This window comes from Flavobacterium sp., assembly GCF_044348915.1.
In the GTDB taxonomy this organism is placed as follows: domain Bacteria; phylum Bacteroidota; class Bacteroidia; order Flavobacteriales; family Flavobacteriaceae; genus Flavobacterium.
Genome location: NZ_JBIKRX010000037.1, coordinates 1 through 26,456 on the forward strand (window position 1 = coordinate 1; position 26,456 = coordinate 26,456).

At 35.0% G+C, this 26,456-nt stretch carries 25 protein-coding genes; 10 read left to right on the top strand and 15 right to left on the bottom strand.

Going from position 1 to position 26,456, the window contains the following annotated elements:
- The 7 genes from ACIQ1E_RS08035 to recF all read right to left on the bottom strand — a co-directional run.
- Positions 1-536: glycosyltransferase (locus ACIQ1E_RS08035; RefSeq protein WP_396170333.1), on the bottom strand; the 536-nt coding region annotated here is incomplete at its 3' end.
- 105 nt (positions 537-641) lie between these two features.
- Positions 642-1,694 (bottom strand): UDP-N-acetylmuramate dehydrogenase, encoded by a 1,053-nt coding sequence (murB, locus tag ACIQ1E_RS08040; protein ID WP_396170379.1) that lies wholly within the window; start codon positions 1,692-1,694, stop codon positions 642-644.
- A 170-nt stretch (positions 1,695-1,864) separates the two neighbouring features.
- On the bottom strand, positions 1,865-3,712 hold the full coding sequence (gene asnB, locus ACIQ1E_RS08045; RefSeq protein ID WP_396170335.1) for an asparagine synthase (glutamine-hydrolyzing): 1,848 nt from the start codon (positions 3,710-3,712) through the stop codon (positions 1,865-1,867).
- A 2-nt stretch (positions 3,713-3,714) separates the two neighbouring features.
- Positions 3,715-4,779 carry a glycosyltransferase family 4 protein gene (locus tag ACIQ1E_RS08050; protein ID WP_396170337.1) on the bottom strand — a complete coding sequence of 355 codons (1,065 nt, stop codon included), beginning with the start codon at positions 4,777-4,779 and terminating at the stop codon, positions 3,715-3,717.
- Positions 4,780-4,787: 8 nt separating this feature from the next.
- Positions 4,788-5,462, bottom strand: a complete 675-nt coding sequence (locus ACIQ1E_RS08055) for a DUF2461 domain-containing protein (RefSeq protein ID WP_396170339.1) — start codon at positions 5,460-5,462, stop codon at positions 4,788-4,790.
- A 10-nt stretch (positions 5,463-5,472) separates the two neighbouring features.
- Positions 5,473-6,174: a rhodanese-like domain-containing protein gene (locus ACIQ1E_RS08060; protein WP_396170341.1), complete on the bottom strand. Its 702-nt coding sequence runs from the start codon at positions 6,172-6,174 to the stop codon at positions 5,473-5,475.
- Between the two features lie 84 nt (positions 6,175-6,258).
- Complete coding sequence (recF, locus tag ACIQ1E_RS08065; protein WP_396170343.1) at positions 6,259-7,338, bottom strand: DNA replication/repair protein RecF; 1,080 nt, start codon at positions 7,336-7,338, stop codon at positions 6,259-6,261.
- Between the two features lie 240 nt (positions 7,339-7,578).
- Here recF and ACIQ1E_RS08070 point away from each other — a divergent pair, with 240 nt between their 5' ends.
- From ACIQ1E_RS08070 to ACIQ1E_RS08095, 6 genes are all read left to right on the top strand, one after another.
- Positions 7,579-8,352 (top strand): tol-pal system YbgF family protein, encoded by a 774-nt coding sequence (locus ACIQ1E_RS08070; protein ID WP_396170345.1) that lies wholly within the window; start codon positions 7,579-7,581, stop codon positions 8,350-8,352.
- Between the two features lie 82 nt (positions 8,353-8,434).
- Positions 8,435-9,004 carry a 6,7-dimethyl-8-ribityllumazine synthase gene (ribH, locus tag ACIQ1E_RS08075; RefSeq protein ID WP_396170347.1) on the top strand — a complete coding sequence of 190 codons (570 nt, stop codon included), beginning with the start codon at positions 8,435-8,437 and terminating at the stop codon, positions 9,002-9,004.
- Between the two features lie 167 nt (positions 9,005-9,171).
- Positions 9,172-11,028, top strand: coding sequence for a DNA mismatch repair endonuclease MutL (gene mutL / locus ACIQ1E_RS08080; protein ID WP_396170349.1), 1,857 nt, complete (start codon positions 9,172-9,174; stop codon positions 11,026-11,028).
- On the top strand, positions 11,025-11,837 hold the full coding sequence (locus ACIQ1E_RS08085) for a rhomboid family intramembrane serine protease (RefSeq protein ID WP_396170351.1): 813 nt from the start codon (positions 11,025-11,027) through the stop codon (positions 11,835-11,837). The genes mutL and ACIQ1E_RS08085 overlap by 4 nt, the downstream gene beginning before the upstream one ends.
- A gap of 81 nt (positions 11,838-11,918) precedes the next feature.
- Positions 11,919-12,785, top strand: a complete 867-nt coding sequence (locus ACIQ1E_RS08090) for a rhomboid family intramembrane serine protease (RefSeq protein WP_396170353.1) — start codon at positions 11,919-11,921, stop codon at positions 12,783-12,785.
- A 55-nt stretch (positions 12,786-12,840) separates the two neighbouring features.
- On the top strand, positions 12,841-13,887 hold the full coding sequence (locus tag ACIQ1E_RS08095; RefSeq protein WP_396170355.1) for an endonuclease/exonuclease/phosphatase family protein: 1,047 nt from the start codon (positions 12,841-12,843) through the stop codon (positions 13,885-13,887).
- A gap of 12 nt (positions 13,888-13,899) precedes the next feature.
- Here ACIQ1E_RS08095 and ACIQ1E_RS08100 read toward each other — a convergent pair whose 3' ends face one another.
- The 6 genes from ACIQ1E_RS08100 to ACIQ1E_RS08125 form a co-directional block, all read right to left on the bottom strand.
- Positions 13,900-14,526 carry a WbqC family protein gene (locus ACIQ1E_RS08100; protein ID WP_396170357.1) on the bottom strand — a complete coding sequence of 209 codons (627 nt, stop codon included), beginning with the start codon at positions 14,524-14,526 and terminating at the stop codon, positions 13,900-13,902.
- 85 nt (positions 14,527-14,611) lie between these two features.
- Positions 14,612-16,312: a signal peptidase I gene (gene lepB, locus ACIQ1E_RS08105; RefSeq protein ID WP_396170359.1), complete on the bottom strand. Its 1,701-nt coding sequence runs from the start codon at positions 16,310-16,312 to the stop codon at positions 14,612-14,614.
- Positions 16,313-16,384: 72 nt separating this feature from the next.
- The gene (gene dapB, locus ACIQ1E_RS08110; RefSeq protein ID WP_396170361.1) at positions 16,385-17,113 is read right to left on the bottom strand and encodes a 4-hydroxy-tetrahydrodipicolinate reductase; all 729 of its coding nucleotides are present in this window, start codon (positions 17,111-17,113) and stop codon (positions 16,385-16,387) included.
- A 38-nt stretch (positions 17,114-17,151) separates the two neighbouring features.
- Positions 17,152-17,712 carry a DUF5683 domain-containing protein gene (locus tag ACIQ1E_RS08115; protein ID WP_396170363.1) on the bottom strand — a complete coding sequence of 187 codons (561 nt, stop codon included), beginning with the start codon at positions 17,710-17,712 and terminating at the stop codon, positions 17,152-17,154.
- A complete protein-coding gene (locus ACIQ1E_RS08120; protein ID WP_396170365.1) occupies positions 17,712-18,611 on the bottom strand; it encodes a ParB/RepB/Spo0J family partition protein in 900 nt (299 codons plus the stop codon). The genes ACIQ1E_RS08115 and ACIQ1E_RS08120 overlap by 1 nt, the downstream gene beginning before the upstream one ends.
- Before the next feature lie 5 nt (positions 18,612-18,616).
- A complete protein-coding gene (locus tag ACIQ1E_RS08125) occupies positions 18,617-19,384 on the bottom strand; it encodes a ParA family protein (protein WP_396170367.1) in 768 nt (255 codons plus the stop codon).
- A 243-nt stretch (positions 19,385-19,627) separates the two neighbouring features.
- On the opposite strand from ACIQ1E_RS08125, the gene ACIQ1E_RS08130 reads away from it, so the two are divergent.
- The 3 genes from ACIQ1E_RS08130 (at position 19,628) to ACIQ1E_RS08140 (ending at position 23,588) form a co-directional block, all read left to right on the top strand.
- Complete coding sequence (locus ACIQ1E_RS08130) at positions 19,628-20,746, top strand: glycosyltransferase family 4 protein (protein WP_396170369.1); 1,119 nt, start codon at positions 19,628-19,630, stop codon at positions 20,744-20,746.
- On the top strand, positions 20,743-21,816 hold the full coding sequence (locus ACIQ1E_RS08135) for a glycosyltransferase (RefSeq protein WP_396170371.1): 1,074 nt from the start codon (positions 20,743-20,745) through the stop codon (positions 21,814-21,816). Before ACIQ1E_RS08130 ends, ACIQ1E_RS08135 begins: the two co-directional genes overlap by 4 nt.
- Before the next feature lie 377 nt (positions 21,817-22,193).
- The gene (locus tag ACIQ1E_RS08140; protein ID WP_396170373.1) at positions 22,194-23,588 is read left to right on the top strand and encodes an exopolysaccharide biosynthesis polyprenyl glycosylphosphotransferase; all 1,395 of its coding nucleotides are present in this window, start codon (positions 22,194-22,196) and stop codon (positions 23,586-23,588) included.
- On the opposite strand, the gene ACIQ1E_RS08145 is transcribed toward ACIQ1E_RS08140, so the two are convergent.
- Positions 23,589-24,725, bottom strand: a complete 1,137-nt coding sequence (locus ACIQ1E_RS08145) for a DUF4105 domain-containing protein (RefSeq protein ID WP_396170375.1) — start codon at positions 24,723-24,725, stop codon at positions 23,589-23,591.
- A 12-nt stretch (positions 24,726-24,737) separates the two neighbouring features.
- Positions 24,738-25,724, bottom strand: a complete 987-nt coding sequence (locus ACIQ1E_RS08150; RefSeq protein ID WP_396170381.1) for a PorV/PorQ family protein — start codon at positions 25,722-25,724, stop codon at positions 24,738-24,740.
- Between the two features lie 276 nt (positions 25,725-26,000).
- On the opposite strand from ACIQ1E_RS08150, the gene ACIQ1E_RS08155 reads away from it, so the two are divergent.
- Positions 26,001-26,456: CDP-alcohol phosphatidyltransferase family protein (locus ACIQ1E_RS08155; protein WP_396170377.1), on the top strand; the 456-nt coding region annotated here is incomplete at its 3' end.

A 26,456-nucleotide genomic window follows, 5' to 3' on the forward strand; every position in this document is an offset into this window, starting at 1 on the left:
GTTTCGAAGCGGATGATTTTATTTAGGAAAGAATTGGCAACTTTTTCGTAGGCTCCATAACCCAAAACAATGGTTTTTTGCATGGTAAATTGGGAACTCATGCTCGTAATCCAATCTTTCGACGATGGGTAACAATCGGCGTCAATAAACAATAAATAATCTTTTTTAGCCGCTTTTATTCCAAGTGTCAAAGCGTATTTTTTGTTTCCCCAAAAGGCTTCGTTGTTTTTTACTTTGACCAATCTGATATTGGAATATTGTTTTTCAAATTCTTCGAATATTTCCAAAGTGTGGTCACTCGAAGCATCGTCAATCAAAATGATTTCGTAATCGTGATAGTCTTGTTCCGCAAGCAACGGAACGAATCGAATGGCGTTTTCGGCCTCATTTTTGGCGCAAACAATGACAGAAACCGATATTTTTTTTGGTGTTGATTTTTGCGCTTTGGCGAAAGCAAATTTCGCAAAAACTAGAAGGTAATATATAAGTTGGATAGCAACTACAACAATAAAAAAGTATAGAGTGAACAGTAACATATTGGTTTGGCTTCTTTTTAAAATGGGTACAAAGATAATTATCAATCACCAATTTCTCATTGTCAAACTGCAATTAGTTTTATATTTAATTAGACCGGTTTAAATTTAGATGATATTGACTTCGGCTTCGATAGCAATGCCAAAGGTTTTAAAAACAGTTTCTTGAATGTTTTTGGACACATATAGAATTTCTTGTCCGCTTGCATTTCCGTAATTGACCAATACTAAGGCTTGATTTTTGTGAATTCCCGCATCGCCAAAACGTTTTCCTTTGAAACCTGCTTGTTCAATGAGCCAACCTGCAGGAACTTTCACTTCGGTTGCTGAAACTTCATAGTATTTCATTTCGGGAAATTTTTGATGAATTTTCTCGAAATCTGATTTTAATAGTATCGGGTTTTTGAAAAAACTTCCGCTGTTACCCAATTCTTTTGGGTCGGGTAATTTACTTTGTCGAATAGCGATAACCGCATTGCTTACATCCCTTAAAGTTGGGGTTTCGGCATTGTTTTTTGCTAATTCTGCTTTGATATCGCCGTACGAAATGTTTATGTTGTGATTTTGTTTGGTCAATTTAAAAACCACCGAAGTGATAATGTATTGGCCTTTCACTTCATTTTTGAAAATACTTTCTCTGTAACCGAAATGACATTCCGCTTTGGTAAATGTTTTCATTTCCTGATTTTCAATTTCCATGGCTTCGCACGATTCGAAAGTGTCTTTGATTTCAGTACCGTAAGCGCCAATATTTTGCACTGGTGTTGTGCCCACATTTCCCGGTATGAGTGACATATTTTCTAACCCACCAAAATTTTGTTCGATGGTCCAAAGGACAAATTCGTGCCAATTTTCGCCAGCTTGACTTTCGACCCAAACGGAATCATCGGTTTCCTTGATTATTTTTTTTCCTTTCAAATCAACGTGTATCACCAATGCATCGATATTTTGAGTCAAGAGCATATTGCTTCCGCCGCCGAGAATAAATTTTTTTTCAGATTTGTATTGTTCTAAAACCTTTTTCAATTCGGCCAAAGAATGAACGGCAACAAATTGTTTAGCACTGGCTTCGATGCCAAAAGTGTTATAGTTTTTTAGAGAAAAATTAGTTTGTATTTCCATAAAATCGGTGCGTTTTGAATCTCGTTCAAAAGTAAGGATTAAAATTTATATCAAAGTCCGCAATGCGGACTAAATAATTCCATATTGGTACACTGATGATACAGATTAGACAGATTTTCACGGATTTTTTCTAAAGAAATCTGTTTTTGTTTGTTTAAATCAGTATCATCTGTGTGACATTTTTAAAATTGATACAAGTGTGGATTACTTTAAAATTGAGTTGCATAGGTTTTTTGCCAAATGTGCATCATAAAAAGAGGCATAAGGTAGGGGATTAATTTTGTGTCTCCTTTTTTGAAATTGGCAACCAGTTTTTGGGCATCAATGCTTTCGAAATACTCCATTTTGAATAAGTCACTCTTTGCAAAGGACTCTATTTCATCTATAAATTCTGGACTTTTTATTAGATAGTCGCCCCAAGGAACACTCAATCCTACTTTTTTGAATTTTAAGATTTCATCGGGAAGCCTTGCTGCCATTGCAGATTTAAGGATGTATTTCCATTTCTTCCCTTTAAATAACCATTTGTCATCCAAAGAACCCAATCCCGCGACTAATCTTTGATCCAAAAAAGGCTCTCTACATTCTATTGAAGCGCCCATAGTGCAGCGGTCATTTCGATCTAGTAAAGAGCATAAATAGGTGTGTTGGTCAAAATATAATGCTTGTCTTCTCAGATTGTTTGGATACAGTTCTTTGGCATCAGCGAGAATTTGATTCCGGTATTCGTTTTTTGGCGAATGATTAATGCCAAAAGTTTGAGCAATATCTTTAGGGTAAATATTCGAACCGTTATAAAGTACCAAATCATCACTATTTTCTATTTGCGAATAGCGCGCTAATTTCTCGAATCGTGGCTTGGTTGTGAAATAATCCATATGACCAACTGTGGCAATTGCTTTGAGTAAAGAAGGATATTGCAATGCTTTGTAGCGTACATAGCCGCCCATTAGTTCGTCGGCTCCTTCGCCAGAAAGCAATACTTTTACATTTGGTTTTGCCAATTGTGCAAGGGCCAAAATATGAGGTTCGCTCAAATGCATAATGGGTTCATCTTGGTAATAGGTCGAACTAACTAGCTTGTCAAAAAGAGAGTGATCTTCTAATTGCATGGTGTGAAATTCGTAATCGAATTTTTCTGCCATATTTTTGGCCAAATGCGATTCGTTGTGCTCTTTTTCTTTGAAACCGATATTAAAAGTCTGAATGTCTCTGAAATTCTGATGGTTTAGCGAAGCTAGTATCGAAGAAGAATCAAGTCCGCCGCTCAACAAAACACCCACAGGAACATCGCTGACCATTCGCAATTTTATGGATTCATCAAAGGTTTCGCGAAACCATTCGACCGGATTTTTAATTTTGGGTTGGTTTTGAATTTCTTCTTTCAAATCCCACCATTTTTCATTAGTTATTTTTCCACTTTCGTGAATGGTTAAAATGTGTCCAGGAAGTACTTTTTTGACATTTTCGTAGAGCGTATTTTCTCCAGCAACAAAACGGTTGAAAATGTATTCCTCCATTCCATTCTGAGCCATTTTCAGAGGAACTCCAGCGGTGAAAAGAGCTTTTTGTTCGGAACCGAAATAGAAAGTTTCGTTGTAAAATGAATAATATAACGGCTTAACCCCCATTCTGTCGCGAACAGTGATCATTTTGCGTTCCAGTTTATCCCAAATCACAAAGGCAAACATTCCGTTGAGGCGATTGAGCATTTTCAATCCGTGCAATTGAAATAATTTCAACAAAACCTCGGTGTCTGAGCTTGTTTTTATGTCAAAGCCATTGCTTTTAAGTTCCGGATAAAAATCTCTAAAATTGTATATTTCTCCATTATAGGTCATCACATAACGACCATCATCGGATAAAAAAGGTTGGTGTCCTGCTGCAGAAACATCCAAGATAGAAAGTCTTCTGTGGCCTAAACCCACATTGTTTTCTATGAATAAACCTTTATCATCTGGACCACGATGTTCTAGCGAATCGCGCATTTTTGTCAAAAGGCGTTCGTCTACTTTTTTCTGTGATTGCAAATGAAAAATACCATTAATTCCACACATGACTAGTTGTTTTTTGATGTGTTAATTAATTCGTGATAAGCGTCGGCAATGATTTTCATGTTGGTTTTATAATTCGCGTTTTCTTCGACAAATTTTCTATTTTTCGATACAGCTTCCTCTCTTATTTCCTTGTTCTCGAAAGCCCAGAGGATCTCTTCGGCTAACATTTCAGTATCGCCAAGAGTTATTAATTGTCCGTTTTTTCGATGGGTAACCCAACTTTGATTTCCTGGAATATCTGAAACAATAGGGTAGCATTTGCAAGCCATGGCTTCAAATAAGGAAGCCGAAACCCCTTCGGTAATAGGCATACTGATATATAAATTAGATTTTTGTAATAGTTCAGGTAATTGAGTGTTTTGAATTCTTCCCGTGAAATAAACTTTGTCTGCAATTGCTAATTTTGTTGCTAATTCTTTTAGCATCGGCAGCAATTTTCCGTCTCCCACAATGGTCAATTCAAAATCAATTCCTCTTTGGCTTAAAATCCTGAAGGCTTGCAGAATGACGTCGTGACTGTATTCAGGCATCAAAGAACGTGTTACAATCGCAGAAATTTTTTCGGACGAACTGTTTTTGTTACCAAATTTTTCCAAATCAATTCCTTTGGGCAAAACCAAAACTTTGCTCATATCGACGTGCACTTTTTTCATCGAAATCGCCATTACAGGTCCCCAAGCGTGAATCAAATTGGCTTTTTTGAAAGCATAATGTTGAGTCATTTTTTTTAAAGGCAACAAAATCGATTTTTCTGGCCATAAATCGGTTTTTCCTTGCTGAGCAATGGCAATTGGTTTAAAATTTAAAATCGCCGCTAGAAAACCATAACTCGTGGTTCTCTCGGCAATAACCATATCCGGCTGTTGTAATTTGATTATTTTTTTGACCTGAAAAAGTCCTGTAGAAAATTCTAAAAGACGGAGACAACGATCAATAAAAGTATGATTTGAAGATTTTAATTCCCAAGTGATAATTTCGAAATCGCCAAATTCTTTCAGGCCATTCATCCAAGTTATGGCGTCTGCTCTGTAAGTTTCTCCTAGAAAAAGTATCTTTCTTTTTGGCATTTAGTATCTTATTCTTCCGAACTTAGCGCTCTATTAATGAAATCATTCAAAGGTTTCAAAGTAATTAGTTTTTGACTCATTTTAGCAACAAAATCCTCCTTTGTAACCTCTTCAATGTCGAATTTTTGGGATGTTTCGAAACTTTTTAATTTCAGAAATTCAATTGCCGGATGATCTTTTTCGTAACCTCTTGGCGGGTTTTTTAAAATGTTGGTTTCATTTCTGTCAAAATCAGTAAACTCCTTTTGGAAGTTTTTTTCTTGCAGAATTTCTTCAAGGTCATCGTAGAAATAAGCAATCTCTTTGCGCACTTTTTTCAAATCTTCCGCTTCTGGACAATAGAATCCTCCAGCTATAAAACTACCAGTTCTTGCAAGATGTACGTAATATCCAGAACGATTTTTTCCTTTAGCTCCGCTAGATAACCAAACACCAATATGATCTTTATAAGGCGATTTATCCTTCGAAAACCGAATGTCGCGGTTGATTCTGAACGTGCAGTTTTTCACTTCCAGCATTTCTAGCGAAGGATCGAGCGGTTTCATCGCATTCAGAAAATCACCAACCAGTTGATGATAGTCTTTTTTGAAAACTTCATAGCGCTTTTTATTTTCTAAAAACCACTCTCTATTGTTGTTGGCTTTTAAGTCGTCGAGAAATTGTACACTGTCTTTTGAAAGCATATAGAACGAATTATTGCAGTTGTTTTTTCAAATCTTCTTCACTGATGTAACCCGAATTTTTCCATTTTATTACTTTATTTTCATATAAAATAAGTGTGGGCAGTTCGACGATTTTCATTTCTTTTATTAAGGTTGGATTTTCGTCGGCATCCAATCGGATAATAACCATTTGGTCAGCCATTTCCTTTTGCATTTTGTCAAGATACGGAGCCATTTTCTTGCAAGGTGCACACCATTTTGCATTAAAATCAATCAGTACTTTTTTGTTCGTGTTTAGTAATTCGGCATATTCCTGACTGCAAACTCCTATGATTTTGTCGGTGGGTTTTGAGTATCCATCAGCATCCCATTTTAATAAGCCTCCTTGCAGGTTATAAATGGTTGTAAATCCTAATTCTTCCAATTTAGCTGCTGCTTTGGGACTTCTATTATTGGTTTTGCAATAAACAAAAAGGGGTTTGGTTTTGTCTAATTTTTGAGCATTTGCTTCAAAATCATCGCCAAACCAATCGATGTTTATGGCGTTTTCAATATGACCTCCTGCAAATTCTTGAGGAGTTCGCACATCAATAATTTGCGCATTTGGTGTAGCCGCCAATTTTTCAGAAAAAGTCTTAGGGTCAACATCTAGTATGTTTTTGGACGTTTGCCCTTTGCAAGATAGAATCGAAATAGAAATGAATATAATAAAGATTTTAAGAATGGATTTCATTGCAATATGATTTTGATATTAATGCCGCTAAAATAGACAATTTCTTTGTCGGATTTAGAATCTAAAGGGTAAAATATTTCAGATTTAAAGATTGAAAATTTTATAGGTTTGATGTGTTGATTTGACGATTTTTTCAGTTCTTTCAGGATGTGTATCAGAAATAAATAACTGTCCAAAGGTGTCGCTGTTAACCATTTCTACTATTTTGGCCACTCGACTTTCGTCTAATTTGTCGAAGATATCATCAAATAACAAAATGGGTTTCAATCCACTTTGAATTTTCAAAAATTCGAATTGTGCCAATTTCAAGGCAATTAAGAACGATTTTTGCTGCCCTTGGGAACCAAACTTCTTGATCGGGTAATTGTCAATTTCAAACGACAAATCGTCTTTGTGAATTCCAACGCTAGTAAAGTTCAAAGCCCTGTCTTTATTGATGTTTTCTTCTAAAAGCGTGAGCAAATCTTTTTCGAATAAATGACTTTCGTAAACCAATTGAACCGTTTCCTGCGAACCGGTAATAGATTGATGATGCGCATTAAAAATGGGAATAAACTGCTCGATAAATGCTTTTCTTTTTTCGAAAATGTATTTTCCAAAATTGTCGAGTTGCTCGTTATAAATCGAAAGTGTGTCGTTATCGAAAACATAATTTACCGCAAAATATTTAAGCAGTGCATTGCGTTGACTCATTACTTTTTGGTACTGAATGAGCTGTTTCAGGTATTGGGAGTCGAGTTGCGAAATAACACTATCCATAAATTTCCTTCGCGTTTCGCTACCTTCCACAATCAAATCCCGATCGGCTGGAGAGATAATTACTAAAGGTATAAAACCCACATGCTCCGAGAATTTATCATAGATTTTGCCGTTGCGCTTCAATATTTTCTTTTGCCCTTTTTTGAGGCTGCAAACGATTTGCTCGTTTCTGTCTTTGATTTCAAATTCCCCATCGATAACAAAAAACTCTTGACCATGTTTGATGTTTTGAACCGCTTGTGGATTGAAATAACTTTTGCCGTACGACAGATGATAAATGGCATCTAATACATTGGTTTTTCCAATTCCGTTTTTCCCAACAAAACAATTTATTTTGCCTACAAATTCGAAATCTGCTTCAGAAAAATTTTTGTAATTGAATAATGAAATTTTTTTTAGGTACATTTTGCTCGGGCTCCAATGGAATTTTTTGTTCTTTCAGATGCGTCTGTTAGAGGGTGCAAATTATTGAAAATTATCGATAAAATTTACTTTTAGGCAATTTCAAATGGGAAAAATTTTCCAAATGGAAAGAACCGAATACTTAAATAGAGGATAATGCATTTTTATTTAAATATAAAGTTACTTTTTTTATGACGATACGAATAAAAATTTTATTTTTGCGGCTCACTAAATTAAAATTAAATGGCTACTTATAATAAAAGAGGATATAAACCAGCAAAAGAAAAAGAAGTAAAAGAAGTTACAGAAGATATTTCAGTATTAGAAAAAAATAGTACAACAGCAGAAGTTTTCTCTACATTAGATGCCACTGCATCAAAAACGGAAGATTTTGTAGCCAAAAATCAAAGAATAATTATAGGAGTTGTTGCTGCGATTGCTTTAGTGACAGTAGGGTATTTAGCTTACCAAAAATTTGTTGCTGCTCCTAATGAAGAAGAAGCCGCAAACGAAATGTTTGTTGCACAACAGAACTTTCAGAAAGCTACTGATGGTGTTGCTAGTGATTCTTTGTATAAATTATCATTGAATGGTTCTGAAGGAAAATTTGGATTTGTAAAAATTGCAGATGAATATTCAGGAACCGATGCTGGAAATTTGGCTAATTATTATGCAGGTATCGCTTACTTGAATACAAAAAAATATGCGGAAGCTATTGAGTATTTAGGTAAATTCAAATCAGAAGACCTTATATTGAGTGCTATGGCAAAAGGAGCTATAGGTGATGCTTATTCTCAAAAAAATCAAGCAAAAGAAGCTTTAGAATATTATGTAAAAGCAGCTGAATCTAATAAAAATGATTTCACTACTCCGCGCTTCTTGTTGAAAGCAGGAAAAACGGCTTTGGCAATGGGAAATAAAGAAGAAGCTTTAAAATATTTTACCGATATTAAAGACAATTTTGATGCTTCACCTGAAGCTGCTACAATTGATGTATTGATTGGTTTAGCGCAATAATATACATGTTAGATTGCTGAAATTAGATTTTAGATTCGTATTTTTGTTATCAGAAATCTAAACATTAAAATCTTAAAAAAAGATGGCAACTACAAATAAAAACTTATCCGAATACGATAAAAATTCAATCCCAGACGCGAAAAATTTTCGGTTTGGGATTGTTGTTTCAGAATGGAATGATAACATAACCGAAGGTCTTTGTTTTGGTGCTGTTACTGGTCTTTTGGAAAACGAAGTGCCTTCTGAGCACATCATTCGTTGGAATGTTCCAGGAAGTTTTGAGCTTGTTTATGGAGCAAAGAAAATGCTTCAAACACAGAATGTCGATGCAGTAATTGCGATTGGTTGTGTAATTCAAGGAGAAACCAAACATTTTGATTTTGTTTGCGAAGGTGTGGCTCAAGGCATAAAAGACTTGAACGTGCAAACCGATGTGCCAGTAATTTTTTGCGTTCTGACCGATAATACGATGCAGCAATCCATTGATAGAAGTGGAGGAAAGCACGGAAATAAAGGCACCGAAGCCGCTATCGCCGCGATTAAAATGGCATATTTAAGACATCAAGCTTCATTTAGTCATCAATATAAAAATCAGCCACTGTTATCAACAGGACCTTTGCAGATTGAAGGTTTGAAAATGATAGAGGAATAAATAAAATTTTACTTCCGATTACTATCGGAATTTGAACCTATACTTTTCTTGGAGGGTATAGGTTTTTTTATGATTACTTTTGGTAGCAATCCCAATAGAAAATCCTTAAATTTGCTCACTTCGGTTTTTTACTGAATACTATTTACTGAACACTGAACACAAAAAAAATGTCGAGTATCATTCAATTACTTCCTGATCATGTTGCCAATCAAATTGCCGCTGGTGAAGTGGTTCAGCGTCCGGCTTCGGTGGTCAAAGAACTGCTGGAAAATGCTGTTGATGCGGGAGCGACCGATATTAAATTGATTATCAAAGACGCTGGAAAATCCTTGGTTAAGGTTATAGATAACGGAAAAGGGATGAGTGTTACCGATGCTCGTCTGTGTTTTGAACGGCACGCTACTTCCAAAATCCGCCAAGCAGAAGATTTATTTTCATTACACACCAAAGGATTTCGTGGCGAAGCATTGGCCTCAATCGCTGCGATTGCTCACGTCGAAATGAAAACCAAGCAAGACCAAGAAGAATTAGGCACACATATCGTAATCGAAGGCAGTAAGTTTGTATCGCAAGAAGTGGCTGTTTTACCGAAAGGGACTTCGTTTGGTGTTAAAAATTTATTTTTTAATATTCCAGCTCGTCGTAATTTCTTGAAGTCAGATACGGTAGAATACCGCCATATCATCGATGAGTTTCAGCGCGTGGCGTTGGCACACCCTACTATTTATTTTACTTTTTTTCATAACGGAAGCGAAATGTTCAATTTGCCTCCATCGAGTTTAAGGCAGCGAATTGTATCTGTTTTTTCGGGAAAAACGAATGAAAAATTAGTTCCTGTAAGTGAAGAAACCGAAATTGTCAACGTGCAAGGTTTTGTTGGTAAACCTGAATATGCTAAAAAAAGTCGTGGGGAGCAGTTTTTCTTTGTCAACGACCGATATATAAAAAGTGGTTATTTACATCACGCAGTGATGGCTGCGTACGATGGACTTTTGAAAGACGGTGCACAACCGACTTATTTTATTTATCTTCAAGTGCCACCCAATACTATTGATATCAATATTCATCCAACCAAAACAGAGATTAAATTTGACGATGAATCGGCTTTGTACGCTATTTTGAGAGCTTCTATAAAACACAGTTTGGGTCAGTTTAACGTGGCTCCTGTTTTGGATTTTGAGCGTGATTCCAATTTAGACACTCCATATCATTACAAAGATGTGGAGGCAGCAACACCTACGATTCAAGTGGATGGTAGTTTCAACCCATTTTCTGAAGAATCTAAACCCAATAAGCATTTTACAAATTCAAATTCTAGTTATAGAAAGCCTGAACCAACGTCTAATTGGGAAAGTTTGTATGTGGGTCTCAAGCAAGATGCTGAAGAGGTGGAAACAATGACTTTCGAAAACGAAGCGGTAACTTCATCCTTGTTTACTAGTGATGAAGTTGAGCAAGTGGTACATAAAACCTACCAAATTCATAAAAAATATATTGTAAATCCAATCAAGTCAGGAATGATTATTGTCGATCAACAACGGGCGCATCAACGCATATTGTACGAGCAATTTTTGACGAGTATCACGGTTCATTTGGCTTCGAGCCAGCAATTGCTGTTTCCGTTGCATTTGTATTTTTCAAACGATGAAATGCAATTGATTGCCGAATTGAAGCCTTCGTTGACTAATACGGGTTTTGTTTTCGAAGAAGCCAATGAAGATAGCGTGGTCATTTCAGGATTGCCTGTCAATGTTTCCGAAAGCGAAGCTTCAATAGTTTTGGAACAGCTTTTGAGTGATTTGCACAATGGGATTCCAGAGAGCAGTTTCAGTCAGAACGACACCATTGCCAAGTCAATGGCCAAGAGTTTGGCAGTAAAAACGGGAACCTATATGACCGAAAAAGAGCAGGAAAACTTAGTTAACGGACTTTTTGCTTGCAAAGACCCTAACGTTTCTCCATTTCAGAAGCCTACTTTCATCACCATGCGTGTGGAAGATTTAGACAAAAAATTTGCACTATGATGAACATCACACCAGTTGTCAAACAACTATTAATAATAAACATTCTCTTTTTTGTAGGTTCTTTTTTTGTGCCTGTAGCCTATGATTTTTTTGCATTGTATTATCCCGAGAACGATAGATTTATGGGGTGGCAGTTCATTACTCATATGTTTATGCACGCTCCATTTCCAAATATTGCACATATTTTATTCAATATGTTTGCACTCTATTCTTTCGGTAGTGCTTTAGAGCATTTTTGGGGTGGAAAAAAATTCTTGTTTTTCTATATTTCTTGTGGATTTGGAGCTGCTTTGTTGCATACAGGGGTTAATTATTATGAGATTCATTCCTTGTTATCAAATGTTTCAAGTTTGAAATTGACATCGTCAGAGATACAACTTTTGTTAAATGCCGATTATAGTACTCTTTTTGGCGCAAAAGGTCAAATGATGGCGGGTGAAATAAATAGTATTCTAGAGAGAGTGAATTGCAGTCAACAGCAATTTAATACTATTGTTGAAGCCTCTATGGTTTCCAAAGGAACTGTGGTTGGAGCTTCGGGCGCAATTTATGGACTATTGGCTGCCTTCGCTTTTATGTTTCCCAATGCCGAATTGGCCTTGATGTTTATTCCAGTTCCAATAAAAGCCAAATATTTTGTACCGGGAATTTTGGCAATCGATTTATTTTTGGGTTTCAAAGGGAGTTCAATTTTTGGCGCCGGAAGTACAGGGATAGCGCATTTCGCACACGTTGGTGGTGCGCTGACAGGTTTCTTGATGATGTGGTTTTGGAAGAAAAATCAGTTTAACGGCAATCGTTGGAATTAAAATGAGTGGTAACAAATCATTTTTTGTCATTTCAACCGAAGGGAGAAATCACAAGATTCAAGTATTAAATTTAGATATAAAATGAACAGTATTATAGACGACTTAAAGAGACATTACAAATTTGGTGGAATAGCCCAAAGGTTAATCTACTGGAATGTCGCTTGCTTTCTTGTTTCATTGCTGTTTTTTTATGATTTTGCTGCGGGATTTTTTAATTTTCCCAATTGGATTGCCCTCAATTCTGAACCTTTGGTTTTTATCACTAAGCCTTGGACCTTTCTTTCCTATGCTTTTTTTCATGATGGATTTGGGCATATCTTTTTCAACATGATTATTTTAAATTTTTCTTGCACCTTGTTTCTAACATTTTTCACACAGAAACAACTGTTTGGATTGTATGTTCTGAGTGCTATTTTCGCGGGTTTCGCTTTTGCAGCAGGATATTATTTTATGAATTTAAGTGCTTCCATAGTAGGCGCATCTGCTGCGATTATGGCGATTTTAGTTGCGACTACAACCTACAGTCCTTTGATGAATGTGAGGTTATTACTTATAGGAAATGTGAAACTTTGGCATATCACCTTAGTGATTGTTGTTATTGACTTGATGCAAATTCGTCTCGAAAATACTGGTGGGCATATTGCTCATTTGGCGGGGGCATTTTTCGGTTTTATTTATATTAAACTGCTGGAGAACGGAACGGATTTGAGTAAAATTATTTCGAACCTATTGGATTTTTTTGTTAATTTGTTTAGTAAATCACCTTCTACGCCTTTTAAAAAGGTGCATAAAAATTATAAAAAGCCGGAAACTAAGTCCGCTTCGAGAATAGTTGTTAAGGATAAGACACAACAGCAAATCGACGAAATCTTGGATAAAATTAGTCGTTCGGGTTATGATTGTTTGACAAAAGAGGAAAAAGAATTTTTGTTTAAAGCAGGAAAATAAAAGGTTTGTAGTTTGGAGTTGTTCGAAACCATAAACCATAAAAAACAAACATAAAATGAAAAACCTTTCTTGGTTTAATAAAATGATGTTTATTTTGAATATAGTGCTAACTGTATCCACTTTTGTCGCTTATGTTTTACCTTTTTTGGCACCAAAACTTTTCCCTCTTTTATCGGTTTTCACCTTGTTTATGCCTTTCTTTTTTATATTGAATGGGTTGTTTTTTTTGTATTGGGGTGTTCAGTTCAAGAAAAGAATGATTCTGTCGGGTTTGGTACTTTTGATGGGGATTACTTTTATCAATAAGTTTTATAAGTTTTCGGCCAAAGAATACCCTGAAAATGAAAAGGATTTTACCGTAATGAGCTATAATGTTCGGCTGTTTAATGTGTTCAAATGGGTAAGCAGAGATGATGTTCCCGATAATATTTTGACTTTCATTAATGAAAAAAATCCTGATATTTTGTGTATCCAGGAATATTCAAATTCAGCCCATATTGATTTGAAAGTGTATAGTCATAAATATATCTTGATGGAAGGAAATCAGATTAAAACCGCACAGGCCATATTTTCTAAATTTCCTATAATAGATCAAGGAAATATTGTTTTTCCAAATTCAAATAATAATGTAGTTTACGTTGACATCAAAAAAGGAAAAGATATTATAAGAGTCTATAATATGCATTTGCAATCGATCAAAATTTCACCAGATGTTTCAGAAATAGATGAGAATATTGAGACCATCAATCAAGGAAAATCACAAAAAATGTTATATAGAATAAGTAAGGCGTTCAAACAACAGCAGCAGCAAGCCGAGATTATCAAAGAGCACAAGAAGAATTGTCCTTATCCGAGTATTATTTGTGGTGATATGAATAACAGCGCTTTCTCCTATGTTTATAGAAATATTAAGGGTTCATTGAACGATACTTTCGAAGAAGCGGGCGTAGGTTTTGGAGCGACTTATAAATTCCGCTATTATCCCGCTCGAATTGATTACATCTTTGCAGATGATAAAATGAAAGTCAAAAAATTTGAAAGTTTTTCTGATTTCGAAAATTCAGATCATTACCCCATTATGGCGAAACTTTCGATGGAATAGTTCTTTCGGAGCTTATTTAAAGATTAAGGTTTGACTTTTTAAGTAGTCTAAAGAGTATTTTCCTTCATTAAAGAGTAAATCCAAAACACTCAAATTGTTTAGAAATCCGTGTTTATCATCGAAAACTTGTGTGTAAGCTTCGAATTGAGATTTATCTTTTTTTCCGTCAACCAAAGATCTGTAGTCGAAAACAGTGTTAGTGTTCACTTGGTGGAAATATTCTACAGTGGTTTCAAAGTTCAATTTCATTCGAAGACATTTTGATACGAATTCCATCGTTTCAAAATTCAAGTCCATCAAAAAATGGTGCTTTTTCTCGAAAATGGGAGCTAGTTCATCCTCAAAAAACTCAAAGAAAGGCGAAGTCCTATAGGCTGCCTCAAGTGATTTGAAGTGTTGTTTTTGCCAATTGAAATCATTCTCAATTTTGATTTCTTTTGTTTTTTGGTGCGCTTCTTTCGAATGTTTTACTGGAATATTCAATAACTGTATTCCATTGGGACTGTAAATATAAGTTCTATTTCGGTTGGTCTGTTTTTGAAAATTATCCTCCATTTCAAATACAATTCTTTCGGATTGAGCCATTGCAACATAATGACTAATCGAAGGAAAATAGGAGGGGTGAATTAAAAGATTCATTTTTAATTTTTGTTTAGTATCGTTTAAGGTTGTTTAAAACAGTTTAAAAGTTTAATTCCTTTTGCGCTGAAGCAACCTTAAACCTTTACACTTTATTTGCTTTTCTTTTTTTCCAAAAATAATCGCCAACAAAAAAGACGGCTAAAAGAATTAAGAAAATTTGGAAATAGGATTGTGGTTGTCCATCTCCACCCACGGTAGTAAATAAACGTTCCCAGCGAATTTTCCCTAATCCTTTGCCATTAGTGTCCCAACTCATCCATATAAAGACAGGTTTTCCAACGATGTGATCTTCTGGTACAAAACCCCAATAACGGCTATCTTCAGAACGGTGACGATTGTCTCCCATCATCCAATAGTAATTTTGCTTGAAAGTGTAACTTGTAGCAACCTCGCCGTTTATTTTGATGGTATTGCCATTCGCCTCTAAGGTATTCCCTTCGTAATTTTCGATAATTCTTTTATACAGAGGCAGACTTTGTTGCGTTAATTGAACTGTTTTTCCCGCTTCAGGAATAGTAATTGGACCAAAATTATCCACAGTCCAATTGGTGTTATGCGGAAAAATACTCGGGTCTAAGCTCGGTGTTTTTTTTGCGATATGTCTAATAACAGAGTCTATAGCCGAGTTTTTGCGCAATTCTGCTGCTGCTTTTAAAGTAAGATTGACATCGTTTTTGGCATCGTAAACTTCTTGCGCGTATAATCCAGTTTTTTGAATTACACTAAGTGGAATTCCATTAAAACCCGTCATTACGGTAAAGGATTTGTCCTGGTTTTGCGAAGCATTCAAAATAAAAGGTTGCACAGCGGCAATTTGTTCCTCACTACTTGGTTTTAAGATGTAAACTCTATTGAATTCGGTCGATCCAGTAGCTACTAAAAGTTCATTTGAAACTCCTTTTGTAGAATATACTGTATGTTCGTATTGCGATTTTGCTCTTTCAGGAAGTACTAAAGGTTTGCCATCTATATAGACGATGCCATCTTTAATTTCAAGATTGTCACCTGGAGTTCCTTGACATCTTTTAACATAATTTGATTTTTTGTCAATAGGTTTTAGTACTGCTCTTCTACCTGATCTATCAAAAAATTGATAAACGGTATCTGCAGGCCAATTGAAAACAACGATATCATTTTTGGCAATGGTCTGAAAAGAAGGTAATCTGAAATAAGGCAATTGAGGCCAACTCAGGTAGGATTTCTTTTTGGTTAATGGAATCGAGTCGTGAACCATTGGCAAAGCAACGGAAGTCATAGGAACTCGAGCACCATAATTCATCTTGCTTACGAATAGAAAGTCACCAATTAACAGTGATTTTTCTAATGATGAAGTAGGAATCGTATACGGTTGAATGAAATAAGTATGCACAAATGTTGCCACTATTATGGCAAAAAGTAATGAACTTACTGTATCTGCAGCTTTGTTTTCGGGAGTTAATTTTCGGTCCGAAACGTAATTGAGTGGCTGCATATAATTGATATAATACAGGTAAAAACCTAAGGTTATAACACCCAAAAAGGTATCTAAAGAGGTTCGTTTTCCAAAGCTTCGTAAAGTTTCAACCCAAACAACGGGGAACATAATGAGATTGATGATTGGAATAAATAGCAATAATGTCCACCAAGTTGGGCGACCTATGATTTTCATCAATACGATTGAATTGTATACAGGAACTGCCGCTTCCCAACGTTTTCTGCCGGCTGCTTCATATAATTTCCAAGTTCCTAAAAAGTGGATTATTTGTACTAATAAGAAAAATACAAACCATTGATATGCTGTCATAATTATTATGTTTAAAGTTTAAAGTTTAAGGTTGTTCATCTTGGAACTTTAAACCTTAAACTTGAAACAAGTTTACTTTAATTCTAAAACGTCTTTCATTGTAAATACTCCTTGCTTTCCTATGATCCATTCTGCTGCGATTACTGCGCCAAGTGCAAAACCTTCACGATTGTGCGCTGTGTGTTTTATTTCGATAGCGTCTATCGGTGAATTATAAGTCACTGTATGTGTTCCAGGAACATCACCAGTTCTGACTACTTCAATATGAATATGCTTCGCCAGTTCGCTATCGCTCGGGTGATTTGCTTTTGCCTCATCCAAAGTCCAATTGGTATAATCACTATTTTCTATAACGCTTTTTGCCAATGAAATGGCTGTTCCGCTTGGAGCGTCTAATTTTTGCGTATGATGAATCTCTTCCATCGTCACTTTATAAGAATTGAATTTAGACATCATTTTTGCCAAATATTCATTAAGTCCAAAGAAAAGATTGACTCCCAAACTAAAATTCGAGCTAGAGATAAAGGCTCCATTTTTTTCTGCACAAAGTGCAATCATTTCCTCGTATCGATCCAACCAGCCTGTCGTGCCAGAAATAACGGGAACATTAGCATAAAAGCAGCTTGAAATATTATCTACGGCAACAGCAGGAACACTGAAATCAATAGCTACATCAGCATTTGAAAGCCCGTCATAGGTATTGAATTCGTCTTTTTTCAAAACAATCTCGTGACCTCTTTCGAGAGCAATTCTTTCGATTGTTTGACCCATTTTTCCGTATCCTAATAATGCTATTTTCATTTATTGTATTATTTGTTTTTCAATTCTCGATTTAGGGGTTAAAAATTGTAATTTAAAGTTAGTCCAAAATTGGCTCGATATGTTACATCATTCATATAAACATCTGGTTTGACAGATAAGTTTTCATTTACATTGAACTGAATTAAAGCTGCGTCAACGTTGGCGTCAACGATATTTAACACATAAAACCCAACGACAAATAAAGCTGAAAAATCTTTGTTTCTTTGATAGAATTTTTGAGCTGAAATTAATTGGTCGTCATTATAATAATTAAATTCATCGTCTGTATACCCTTCTAATCTTCTTTTGTAAGCATCTCGATATTGGTTGTATTTATTACTGCTATCGATATAAAAATACAAGCTAGTACCAATTGCGCCGTAGACGATTGGGATTTTCCAATATTTTTTATTGTATGCTTGCCCTAAACCCGGAAGAATAGCTGAATAAAAAGCGGCTTTTGCAGGTGTCAAAGGGTCTATGTCATTTGATTTCAAAGTGTCTTTTGCTACCAAGGCCTCGTCTTTTTTCTTTTGAGAAAAAGCGGAGTTATTTCCTAGTGCAAGAAGGAACAGAACTATGAAATAAATTTTATTCACTAGCCTTTTATAAGTTTAATAATTCTATTGAAGTCTTCTTCAGAATGAAACGGGATGGTAATTTTCCCTTTACCATTTCCATCAATTTTTACATCAACTTTTGTGCTGAAATAGGTATTGAATGTGCTTTTTTCCGAATCGGAAACTTCAAAGGCCGCTGATTTTTGTTTTCCAGCAGGCTTAGGTTTCAAACTTTCCTGATAATTTTTTACCAAAGCTTCTGTATCACGAACCGAAAGATTCTGACTCACGATTTTTTGGTAAATATCGGTTTGAATATCTTGATTTTCGATATTGATAATCGCTCGTCCGTGCCCCATACTAATAAACCCATCGCGTATTCCGGTTTGAATTACCGGATCTAATTTTAAAAGTCTTAAGTAATTGGCAATAGTCGAACGTTTTTTTCCCACACGCTCGCTCATTTGCTCTTGTGTCAGCTGAATTTCGTCGATCAATCTTTGGTACGAAAGTGCAATCTCTATTGGATCTAAATCGTGGCGTTGGATGTTTTCAACCAATGCCATAATAAGAGATTCGTTATCGTTTGCAATTCGGATATAGGCAGGAATAGTCTTCAATCCTACTAAAGTGGAGGCACGCAAACGTCGTTCTCCCGAAATTAATTGATATTTATTGAAGTCTAATTTTCGAACTGTAATCGGTTGAATTACCCCTAATTCCTTTATGGATGAGGCTAATTCTCTCAATGAATCTTCATTGAAGTTGCTTCTGGGTTGAAATGGATTGATTTCTATCGCCTCAAGTTCAAGCTCTATAATATTTCCGACTACTTTATCAGCGTTTTTATCCTCTACTGATTTGATGTCGTTTTCTGGATCTTTCAATAAAGCCGATAATCCTCTTCCTAAGGCTTGTTTTTTTAGTGCTTGTGCCATAAAAATTATTTGCTGTTTTTCTTTATAATTTCGTGAGCTAATTGTAAATAATTGTTAGCTCCTTTGCTTGTAGCGTCATAGTTTATAATGCTTTCGCCAAAACTTGGCGCTTCGCTCAGCTTAACATTTCTTTGAATTACAGTTTCAAAAACCATATCATTAAAATGTTTCTGAACCTCTTCGACAACTTGGTTTGACAAACGCAATCTAGAGTCAAACATTGTCAAAAGCAAACCTTCAATATCCAATTGTGTATTGTGAATTTTTTGAATGCTTTTGATGGTATTCAATAATTTCCCCAAACCTTCTAGTGCAAAATATTCGCATTGAATTGGAATAATTACAGAATCTGCTGCTGTTAAGGCGTTTAAAGTAAGCAATCCCAATGATGGAGCACAATCGATAATAATGTAATCGTAATCGTCTTTGATGCTTTCCAATGCTCTTTTAAGCATATATTCTCTATCAGCCTTATCTACGAGTTCGATTTCGATGGCAACAAGGTCAATATGTGACGGAATAACATCAACATTTGGAGCAGAACATTTTAATACAGCTTCTTTTGGAGTATTGCTATGTTCAATAATTTGATAGGTTCCAATTTCAACAGTATTAACATCTATCCCTAAACCTGAACTCGCATTTGCCTGAGGGTCAGCATCTATCAATAACACCTTCTTTTCTAAAACACCGAGTGATGCAGCCAGATTTACCGAAGTTGTCGTCTTTCCAACACCACCTTTTTGATTAGCTATCGCTATGATTTTGCCCATTTATTTTTCTAAATTTTGAACGGTAAAAATACAATTAATTATGGTTTCTGAAAATCTATTTTGTTAACAAATGTTAAGGGTTGATTAGCAGTAGTTTTTTCGTTAGTAGTTAGTCATTTTATTATTTGACTTGGTTAATTATAATGCATACTATATCTAAAAAATAAAGCCAGTTGTTGATAATGATTAGATTTAGCAATACATTTACCACTAGAATTATTAATTGGAACCGAATAGTTTAGAATGACTTTTGCCCTCATTACTCATGTACCTCATAGTCTTGAGCAAAATCAATATTTTGCTTATGCGCCATATGTGCGTGAAATGAATCTATGGTCAAACTATGTTGATCAAGTAATTCTTGTTGCCCCATTAGTTGATACCGATAGATCGGCAATTGATTGCAAATATGAACATCAAAAAATTGATTTTGTACCTATTGAAAGTTTTGATGTTTTGAATTTTAAAGGTCTGTTCAGTGCGATTTTAAAAATTCCAAAAATCTGTTGGAAGATCTATTCTACTATGCAAAAAGCCGACCATATTCATTTGCGATGTCCCGGAAATATTGGTTTATTGGGCTGTATGGTTCAGATTTTATTTCCTAAAAAACTGAAAACGGCCAAATATGCGGGAAATTGGGATCCAAAATCAAAGCAGCCATTAACCTATCGCCTGCAAAAATGGATATTAAGTAATACTTTTTTAACCAGAAATATGAAGGTTTTGGTTTATGGCGAATGGGAAGGAAGTTCAAAGAATATTACGCCTTTTTTTACCGCCACTTATCAAGAAACTGACAAAATTCCCATTAGTCGAAGGGGGTTAAAAGCACAAATTAGTTTTGTTTTTGCCGGGACCTTGGTCGTTGGAAAGAGACCTTTGTATGCTATTCAATTAGTAGAATCTTTGTTTAAAAAAGGATTTGATGTTGCCTTAACTTTGTATGGAGAAGGGATTGAACGAAAAAGTTTGGAAGAATATATTAGAAAAAATAACTTAGGAAACATAATTTCCTTAGCTGGGAACCAAACTAAAGAAACAGTAAAGAGTGCCTACGAATCGAGTCATTTTGTTATTTTGCCTTCTGACAGTGAGGGTTGGCCCAAAGCCATTGCCGAAGGTATGTTTTGGGGTAGTGTTCCCGTTGCAACAGCAGTTTCTTGTGTTCCATTTATGCTGGATTATGGTAATAGAGGAGTTTTATTAGAAATAGATTTGGAAAAAGATGTTCTTCATATGGAAGCTCTTATTAAAAATGAGGATGTTTATGAAAGATTGAGCGAAAACGCTAGCGAATGGTCTAGAAATTATACTTTGGATCTTTTTGAAATGGAGATTAAAAAAATGCTTGAATCATGAGAATTATTCAAATCATAGATTCACTTGAGGCGGGTGGTGCGGAACGAATGGCAGTGAACTACGCCAATGGGCTTGCCAATAAAATTGAGTTTTCGGGTTTAGTGGTAACTCGGAAAGAGGGCGCATTATTAAATCAAATAGATGCTGCTGTTCCTTATCTTTTTTTGAAAAAGAAAACTGCTTTTGACTTAAAGTCACTACTACATTTGCGGAAATTTGTCGTCGATAATAAGGTAGAAATAGTGCACGCTCATAGTACTTCTTTTTTTAACGCTTTTTTATTAAAACTAAGTTGCCCTAAGGTAAAATTAATTTGGCATGACCATTATGGGGATAGCGAGTTTTTATCAAAAAGACCTTCTATAGCTTTAAAAGCAATTCTTTCTTTTTTTAGTGGCATTATAGCCGTAAACCAGCATCTTAAAAATTGGGCTGAACAGAAAATGCATTATAATAATGTGATTTATTTGCCTAATTTTCCCGCGGAGGGAAATACAACTTCAGCACAAACTACTTTACAAGGATTTCAGGGAAGGAGGATAGTATCATTGGCGAATTTGAGAGTTCAGAAAGATCATTTTTTATTGCTTGAAGTAGCTAAAAAGATGAAAGTTTCTCATCCGGATTGGACCTTTCATTTGGTAGGGAAAGATTTTGAAGACGAGTATTCAAAAAATGTGAGAAATTTAATTTTGGAATATAATTTAGAAAACTCGGTTTTTGTGTATGGGTCCAGAAATGATATTAAAAACATTCTTCTTCAGTCGGAAATAGGCGTTTTGACATCAAAATCTGAGGGATTACCAGTTGCTTTGCTTGAATATGGCTTTTACGAAAAACCAGTGGTAGTAACAAATGTTGGTGAGATTCCTTTTTTAATTCAAGATAAAATTAATGGTTTATTGGTTGAAAAGGGAGAGAGGGAATTGTTTTATAAGGCTTTAGTTGAATTGGTAGATAATGTTCTTTTGCGTGACAAAGTTGGAAAAGCTCTTCAACAAACTATAGTTAATAGTTTTTCCCAAAAAGCTGTGATGACTCAGTATTTGAGTTGGTTAGAAAAATTATAAAAAAAACGATTGAACAAACTTTGTTTCACTTTATAATCTTGTTCTTTGACGGATTGGTTTTTATAAAATTTATGGCACAGCCAATGTTTGCTGCACGACAATCGGTTCTCTTTTTGCATTTTGATTTAACAACTTTAATGTTTGCCTTGATTGGCATAAGTGATTTAATACCGCTTCGCTAAATGGATTTTCCTTTCTTAATAGCTCACTAATTGTTTGGCAGATTTTGGTTTTTAGTATTTCTTAGTATTGGTTTTGCCAAAATTAAATTTTCTTCCGAAAAACTAAAGGATGCAAAGTTGTTTGTCGATTTTTTATTGATTTCAGCAGATGTTTATGTAGATTTGTCGTAACTCAATCTTACATAAGAAATTGCTATGAATAAGAATAAAAAAATACATTTTGAAGTATCCGAGCGCAAAGTTTTGCTAAGGATGTTTGATGTGTTATTTGTTTTATTGGCTTTGTTTGTTGTAGGTCGATTATTGGAAATGAAATACTTGGAATCTTCGGTTAGTACTTATTATTATATAGTGTCGCTTGGGTTTTATATTTCAATTATTGGCTCTGTATTCGAAATGTATAATTTGCAAGTGGCTAGCAATCAGTTTCAAGTTTTAAGAAGTGCGATTTTAACAGCTTCGACGACTGTTTTGCTCTATTTATTGACGCCCGTATTCTCCGCGGAATTACCTAAAAATAGATTTCAAATTGTCGTTTTTTATTTCACAATACTTTTTGCACTGCTGCTTTGGCGAACTTTTTATGTTAAATTTTTGGCTTCCAATCGTTTTGTTCAAAATGTTTTATTGGTTTGCGATCGGGATCAGGTTGAGCAATTAATTCTTGATTTAGAAAAATCGGATCCGCATTATCGAGTTGTAGCCTATGTGAATTCTGACAGAAACAACGATGATTTTATCGAGTATAGCTATGTGAAACAAATTTATATAGATGATTTGGTTTCGTTTGTAAACGAGAATAAGCTATTTGAGATAGTGGTTGCTTCTCAAAATACCGAAGATATTACTCCAGATTTATACTTGCAATTACTTCATCTATTAGAATCGGGTACAACAATACGGGAATACATTCAAGTATATGAAGATAAAACGCAGCGGATTCCATTACAATTTATAACTAAAGATTTCTATAAATTTTTTCCGTTTAATCGAAGTAATAACAATCAATTGTATTTGCTACAGGTTAGAATATTAGAAATTACGATTTCAATACTTGGATTGTGTATTGGAGTACTTTTAATTCCTATTATTTTATTGGGCAATGCCTTGGGAAACAGAGGAAAATTATTTTACACTCAGGAAAGAGTTGGTAAAAATGGAATAGTTTTTCAAATTCTCAAGTTTCGAACAATGATTACCAATGCCGAGACAAAAGGAGCAGTTTTTTCAGGGGTGAGCGATGCTCGTGTGACACCTTTTGGTAAATTTATGCGCAAAACAAGAATGGATGAATTTCCACAATTTGTCAATATTTTAAAAGGTGAAATGGCTGTGATTGGTCCAAGGCCAGAAAGACCCTTCTTTGTCAAAGAAATTTCCCAAATAATGCCCTTTTATGAAACACGACATGTTATAAAACCTGGACTTACAGGTTGGGCCCAAGTGAACTATTCTTACGGGGAATCTATTGAAGATAGTCTTATAAAACTGCAATATGATTTGTATTATATCAAACACCGCAGCATCTTTTTAGATTTGAATATCACGATAAAAACGTTTAGTACAATCTTGTTTTATAGAGGACAGTAGTTAAATTACAATAGGATTACATTTGTAATTCTTGAAGATAATTCTTGCCAATACAAAAGCACTTGTAATCACCAATGGTAGCACAATAATTAAGTGTGCTTTGTTGATCATACTAATGAGATAAACCAAGATTGAAAGGATATTAAATACTGCTAGGTTGATGATCCATTTGCTGTTTTTCACTACTAGAAAGTAAAACAAAACAAGCAAAGTTGGGTTGAATAACAATACATTGTAATTATTAGCTAACTCTTGGTGAAAAGAATAAAATCCCATTGTTGTAAAAAATACTCCTATAAGTCCCAATAGTACTAGATAAAAATTATCAAGGATTTTTTTGTTTGCAATCAGAATAATTCCAAGAAATATTAAATAAGAGTAGATATTATTCCACCAAGAACGAGGTGCTTGTTTTTTGAATTCTAAAAGAGTTTTGGTTTCCACGCAAAGTGGTTGATTTTTGAATTGAGTTTGTTCTAAGCTTTGTAGTAGTTGGAGCGGCAAAAAGATGTGATTACTATATTCGTCAACTTTGGTTCCGAAGATGATGCTAGTTCCTAGTTTTTCATAAAAAAAATTGTCAAAATAGGGAAATAATATACTTCTATAGGTTTTGTCAGAGTCAATTTCTGAAGCGATTACTTTAGATTCTAAAGTTTTGTTTAGCATATCTACAACCATCGAAGTACAGTTTTTGTCAATAAATTTATAGGTATAATAACTTTCGCTTGAGGCTAAAACGGCAGTCAAATTATCGAATAATTTTTGTTTGTAAGTCAATGGAATATTTAATTCCTGTTCAAAAACACTTCTTTCTTCATAAGTATATTGACTCATAAAGTCCGAAAAAGTATTGGCAACCGCAAAATATTGTAAATCTCCTTTGGCAAATTTTGCTACAAAATTAGGAGTCCTAAAATCAAATGCACCATAATTATAAACCACATCGAGATTATTTCCGACATCACAAATTCTAATGGCGGTATGGCCAAAAAGTGAGTAGGATTCATTACCAGTATCACAAGTAATCACGCTGGCACGAGCTTTATCCGATAAGGTAAATGCTTGTGCAAAACCAGAAAGGGTTCCAATAAGAAAAAAGGAAAGAAATGTGTTTTTATATGTTACCACTTTCATTTTTGAATGGATTTAATTCCTAAATTGTCCTAAATCTACTTTTACAGAAAAGATATTCGAATACAAAGCTGCACTTTGATTTCCTAAATTGGTCAATGCATAATCGATTTGTATTCCCATGTATTTGAATCCTAAACCAATATTGGGTTGAAAACCTACTTTTTCGGTATTGTCAATTTGTTGTATGTTTTGAAAATTTCCCACACCAGCACGTAAGAAAACCAAATCGGTATAGCCAAATTCAAGACCCAACGCAGGGTCAATACTCACAAATTCGGTCGAAAGGATGTCATTTGTTTTGGCAAACTGCATATTGAGATTGGCTGCTGCCAAAATACTATAATCATATCGAACAATAAATTTTTTAGACAAGCCCAATTGTGCTTTTGGGGCTGTAATTTCAGTGCTTTCGGGTAGTTCCTGATTTTGTCCAGGAATCGCATCGGCAATTTTTTTATATTCTGCCTGGTCAATACTCCAAACATTATAGGTTGTTGTAATATCTCGTAACATTAACCCAAATTTCCAGTCGTTTCTTTCGAACTGTAAACCGGCATCGAACCCAAATCCCCAAGAACCGGCGAATTTTCCAATAATTCTATGAATAATTTTGGCGTTAATACCATACTGAAATCCTGGAACCTGCAGTTTTCGAGCATAAGAAAATGTAACTCCATAATCAGCTGTCGAAAAAAGACTAATGCGGTTGTAATCGATATTGCCCTGACTGTCTATTAATTCGGTTGTGTTCAGAATATCATCGACTCCAAAACGGATGAGTGAAATTCCCCAGGCACTTTCGTCGTCAATGGTATTTGCGTAAGCAATGTAATCGTACTGCGCAATATTTGCAAAATAATTAGCATGCATCAGTGACATTTGATGGTCTTCAAGATGCACTAAACCTGCTGGATTCCAATATCCTGAATTGACGTCATTAGCACTTGCAGTCATCGCGTTCGCCATTCCTAAAGCAGCTGCATCGACGCCAATGTTCATAAACTCGTTCGAATACTTTCGGACGGTTTGAGCGGGTGCATTAGCACAAAGAAGTAGGAGAAGGAAGAATTGAAGTTTTTTCAACATACATTATTTTGCAGCCCCCATGGCTGTTTAATTTTTTCCAAAAATATAATTTTTTAGCGAGCTAAAATCTTTTTTAACTTCCCATTAATGCTAATAAAATGGATTGAGGTAAATCTCTTTTAAAAAACGCACTTCTCTTTAACTTATTATATTAAATTTGTGAACTTTGATAATCTAATTCGAATCCTAATGAATATAAAGAAACACATCCCCAACATCATTACATTACTCAACCTATTTTGTGGTTGTCTTGCTGTAGTTTTTGTGTCGAAGTTGAATTTTGAAATGGCATTCTTATTTGTTTGTCTCGGAATTTTTCTAGATTTTTTTGATGGATTTTTCGCCCGATTGTTCAAAGTTGCGGGTGAATTAGGTTTACAATTGGATTCTCTCGCGGATATGATTACCAGTGGGCTTGTCCCGGGTTTTGTTATGTTTTGTTTGCTGAAGGAGGCTCAAAACCCAGAAGTTGCCAATGAGTTTCTCCCTTTCTTAGGATTTATCATCACTTTGGGTTCCTGTTTTCGTTTAGCCAATTTTAATATCGATACCCGTCAAACCGATTCTTTCATTGGATTGCCAACACCTGCGAACGCCTTGTTTATTTTAAGTTTACCCTTGGTTCTCGAAAATTCTGATTCTTTG

Excerpts from the sequence above, each read along its gene's own strand:
- asnB (WP_396170335.1), bottom strand. The coding sequence starts at position 3,712 with ATGTGTGGAATTAATGGTATTTTTCATTTGCAATCACAGAAAAAAGTA.
- ACIQ1E_RS08050 (WP_396170337.1), bottom strand. The coding sequence starts at position 4,779 with ATGCCAAAAAGAAAGATACTTTTTCTAGGAGAAACTTACAGAGCAGAC.
- ACIQ1E_RS08055 (WP_396170339.1), bottom strand. The coding sequence starts at position 5,462 with ATGCTTTCAAAAGACAGTGTACAATTTCTCGACGACTTAAAAGCCAAC.
- ACIQ1E_RS08060 (WP_396170341.1), bottom strand. The coding sequence starts at position 6,174 with ATGAAATCCATTCTTAAAATCTTTATTATATTCATTTCTATTTCGATT.
- recF (WP_396170343.1), bottom strand. The coding sequence starts at position 7,338 with ATGTACCTAAAAAAAATTTCATTATTCAATTACAAAAATTTTTCTGAA.
- ACIQ1E_RS08070 (WP_396170345.1), top strand. The coding sequence starts at position 7,579 with ATGGCTACTTATAATAAAAGAGGATATAAACCAGCAAAAGAAAAAGAA.
- ribH (WP_396170347.1), top strand. The coding sequence starts at position 8,435 with ATGGCAACTACAAATAAAAACTTATCCGAATACGATAAAAATTCAATC.
- mutL (WP_396170349.1), top strand. The coding sequence starts at position 9,172 with ATGTCGAGTATCATTCAATTACTTCCTGATCATGTTGCCAATCAAATT.
- ACIQ1E_RS08085 (WP_396170351.1), top strand. The coding sequence starts at position 11,025 with ATGATGAACATCACACCAGTTGTCAAACAACTATTAATAATAAACATT.
- ACIQ1E_RS08090 (WP_396170353.1), top strand. The coding sequence starts at position 11,919 with ATGAACAGTATTATAGACGACTTAAAGAGACATTACAAATTTGGTGGA.
- ACIQ1E_RS08095 (WP_396170355.1), top strand. The coding sequence starts at position 12,841 with ATGAAAAACCTTTCTTGGTTTAATAAAATGATGTTTATTTTGAATATA.
- ACIQ1E_RS08100 (WP_396170357.1), bottom strand. The coding sequence starts at position 14,526 with ATGAATCTTTTAATTCACCCCTCCTATTTTCCTTCGATTAGTCATTAT.
- lepB (WP_396170359.1), bottom strand. The coding sequence starts at position 16,312 with ATGACAGCATATCAATGGTTTGTATTTTTCTTATTAGTACAAATAATC.
- dapB (WP_396170361.1), bottom strand. The coding sequence starts at position 17,113 with ATGAAAATAGCATTATTAGGATACGGAAAAATGGGTCAAACAATCGAA.
- ACIQ1E_RS08120 (WP_396170365.1), bottom strand. The coding sequence starts at position 18,611 with ATGGCACAAGCACTAAAAAAACAAGCCTTAGGAAGAGGATTATCGGCT.
- ACIQ1E_RS08125 (WP_396170367.1), bottom strand. The coding sequence starts at position 19,384 with ATGGGCAAAATCATAGCGATAGCTAATCAAAAAGGTGGTGTTGGAAAG.
- ACIQ1E_RS08130 (WP_396170369.1), top strand. The coding sequence starts at position 19,628 with ATGACTTTTGCCCTCATTACTCATGTACCTCATAGTCTTGAGCAAAAT.
- ACIQ1E_RS08135 (WP_396170371.1), top strand. The coding sequence starts at position 20,743 with ATGAGAATTATTCAAATCATAGATTCACTTGAGGCGGGTGGTGCGGAA.
- ACIQ1E_RS08140 (WP_396170373.1), top strand. The coding sequence starts at position 22,194 with ATGAATAAGAATAAAAAAATACATTTTGAAGTATCCGAGCGCAAAGTT.
- ACIQ1E_RS08145 (WP_396170375.1), bottom strand. The coding sequence starts at position 24,725 with ATGAAAGTGGTAACATATAAAAACACATTTCTTTCCTTTTTTCTTATT.
- ACIQ1E_RS08150 (WP_396170381.1), bottom strand. The coding sequence starts at position 25,724 with ATGAACATTGGCGTCGATGCAGCTGCTTTAGGAATGGCGAACGCGATG.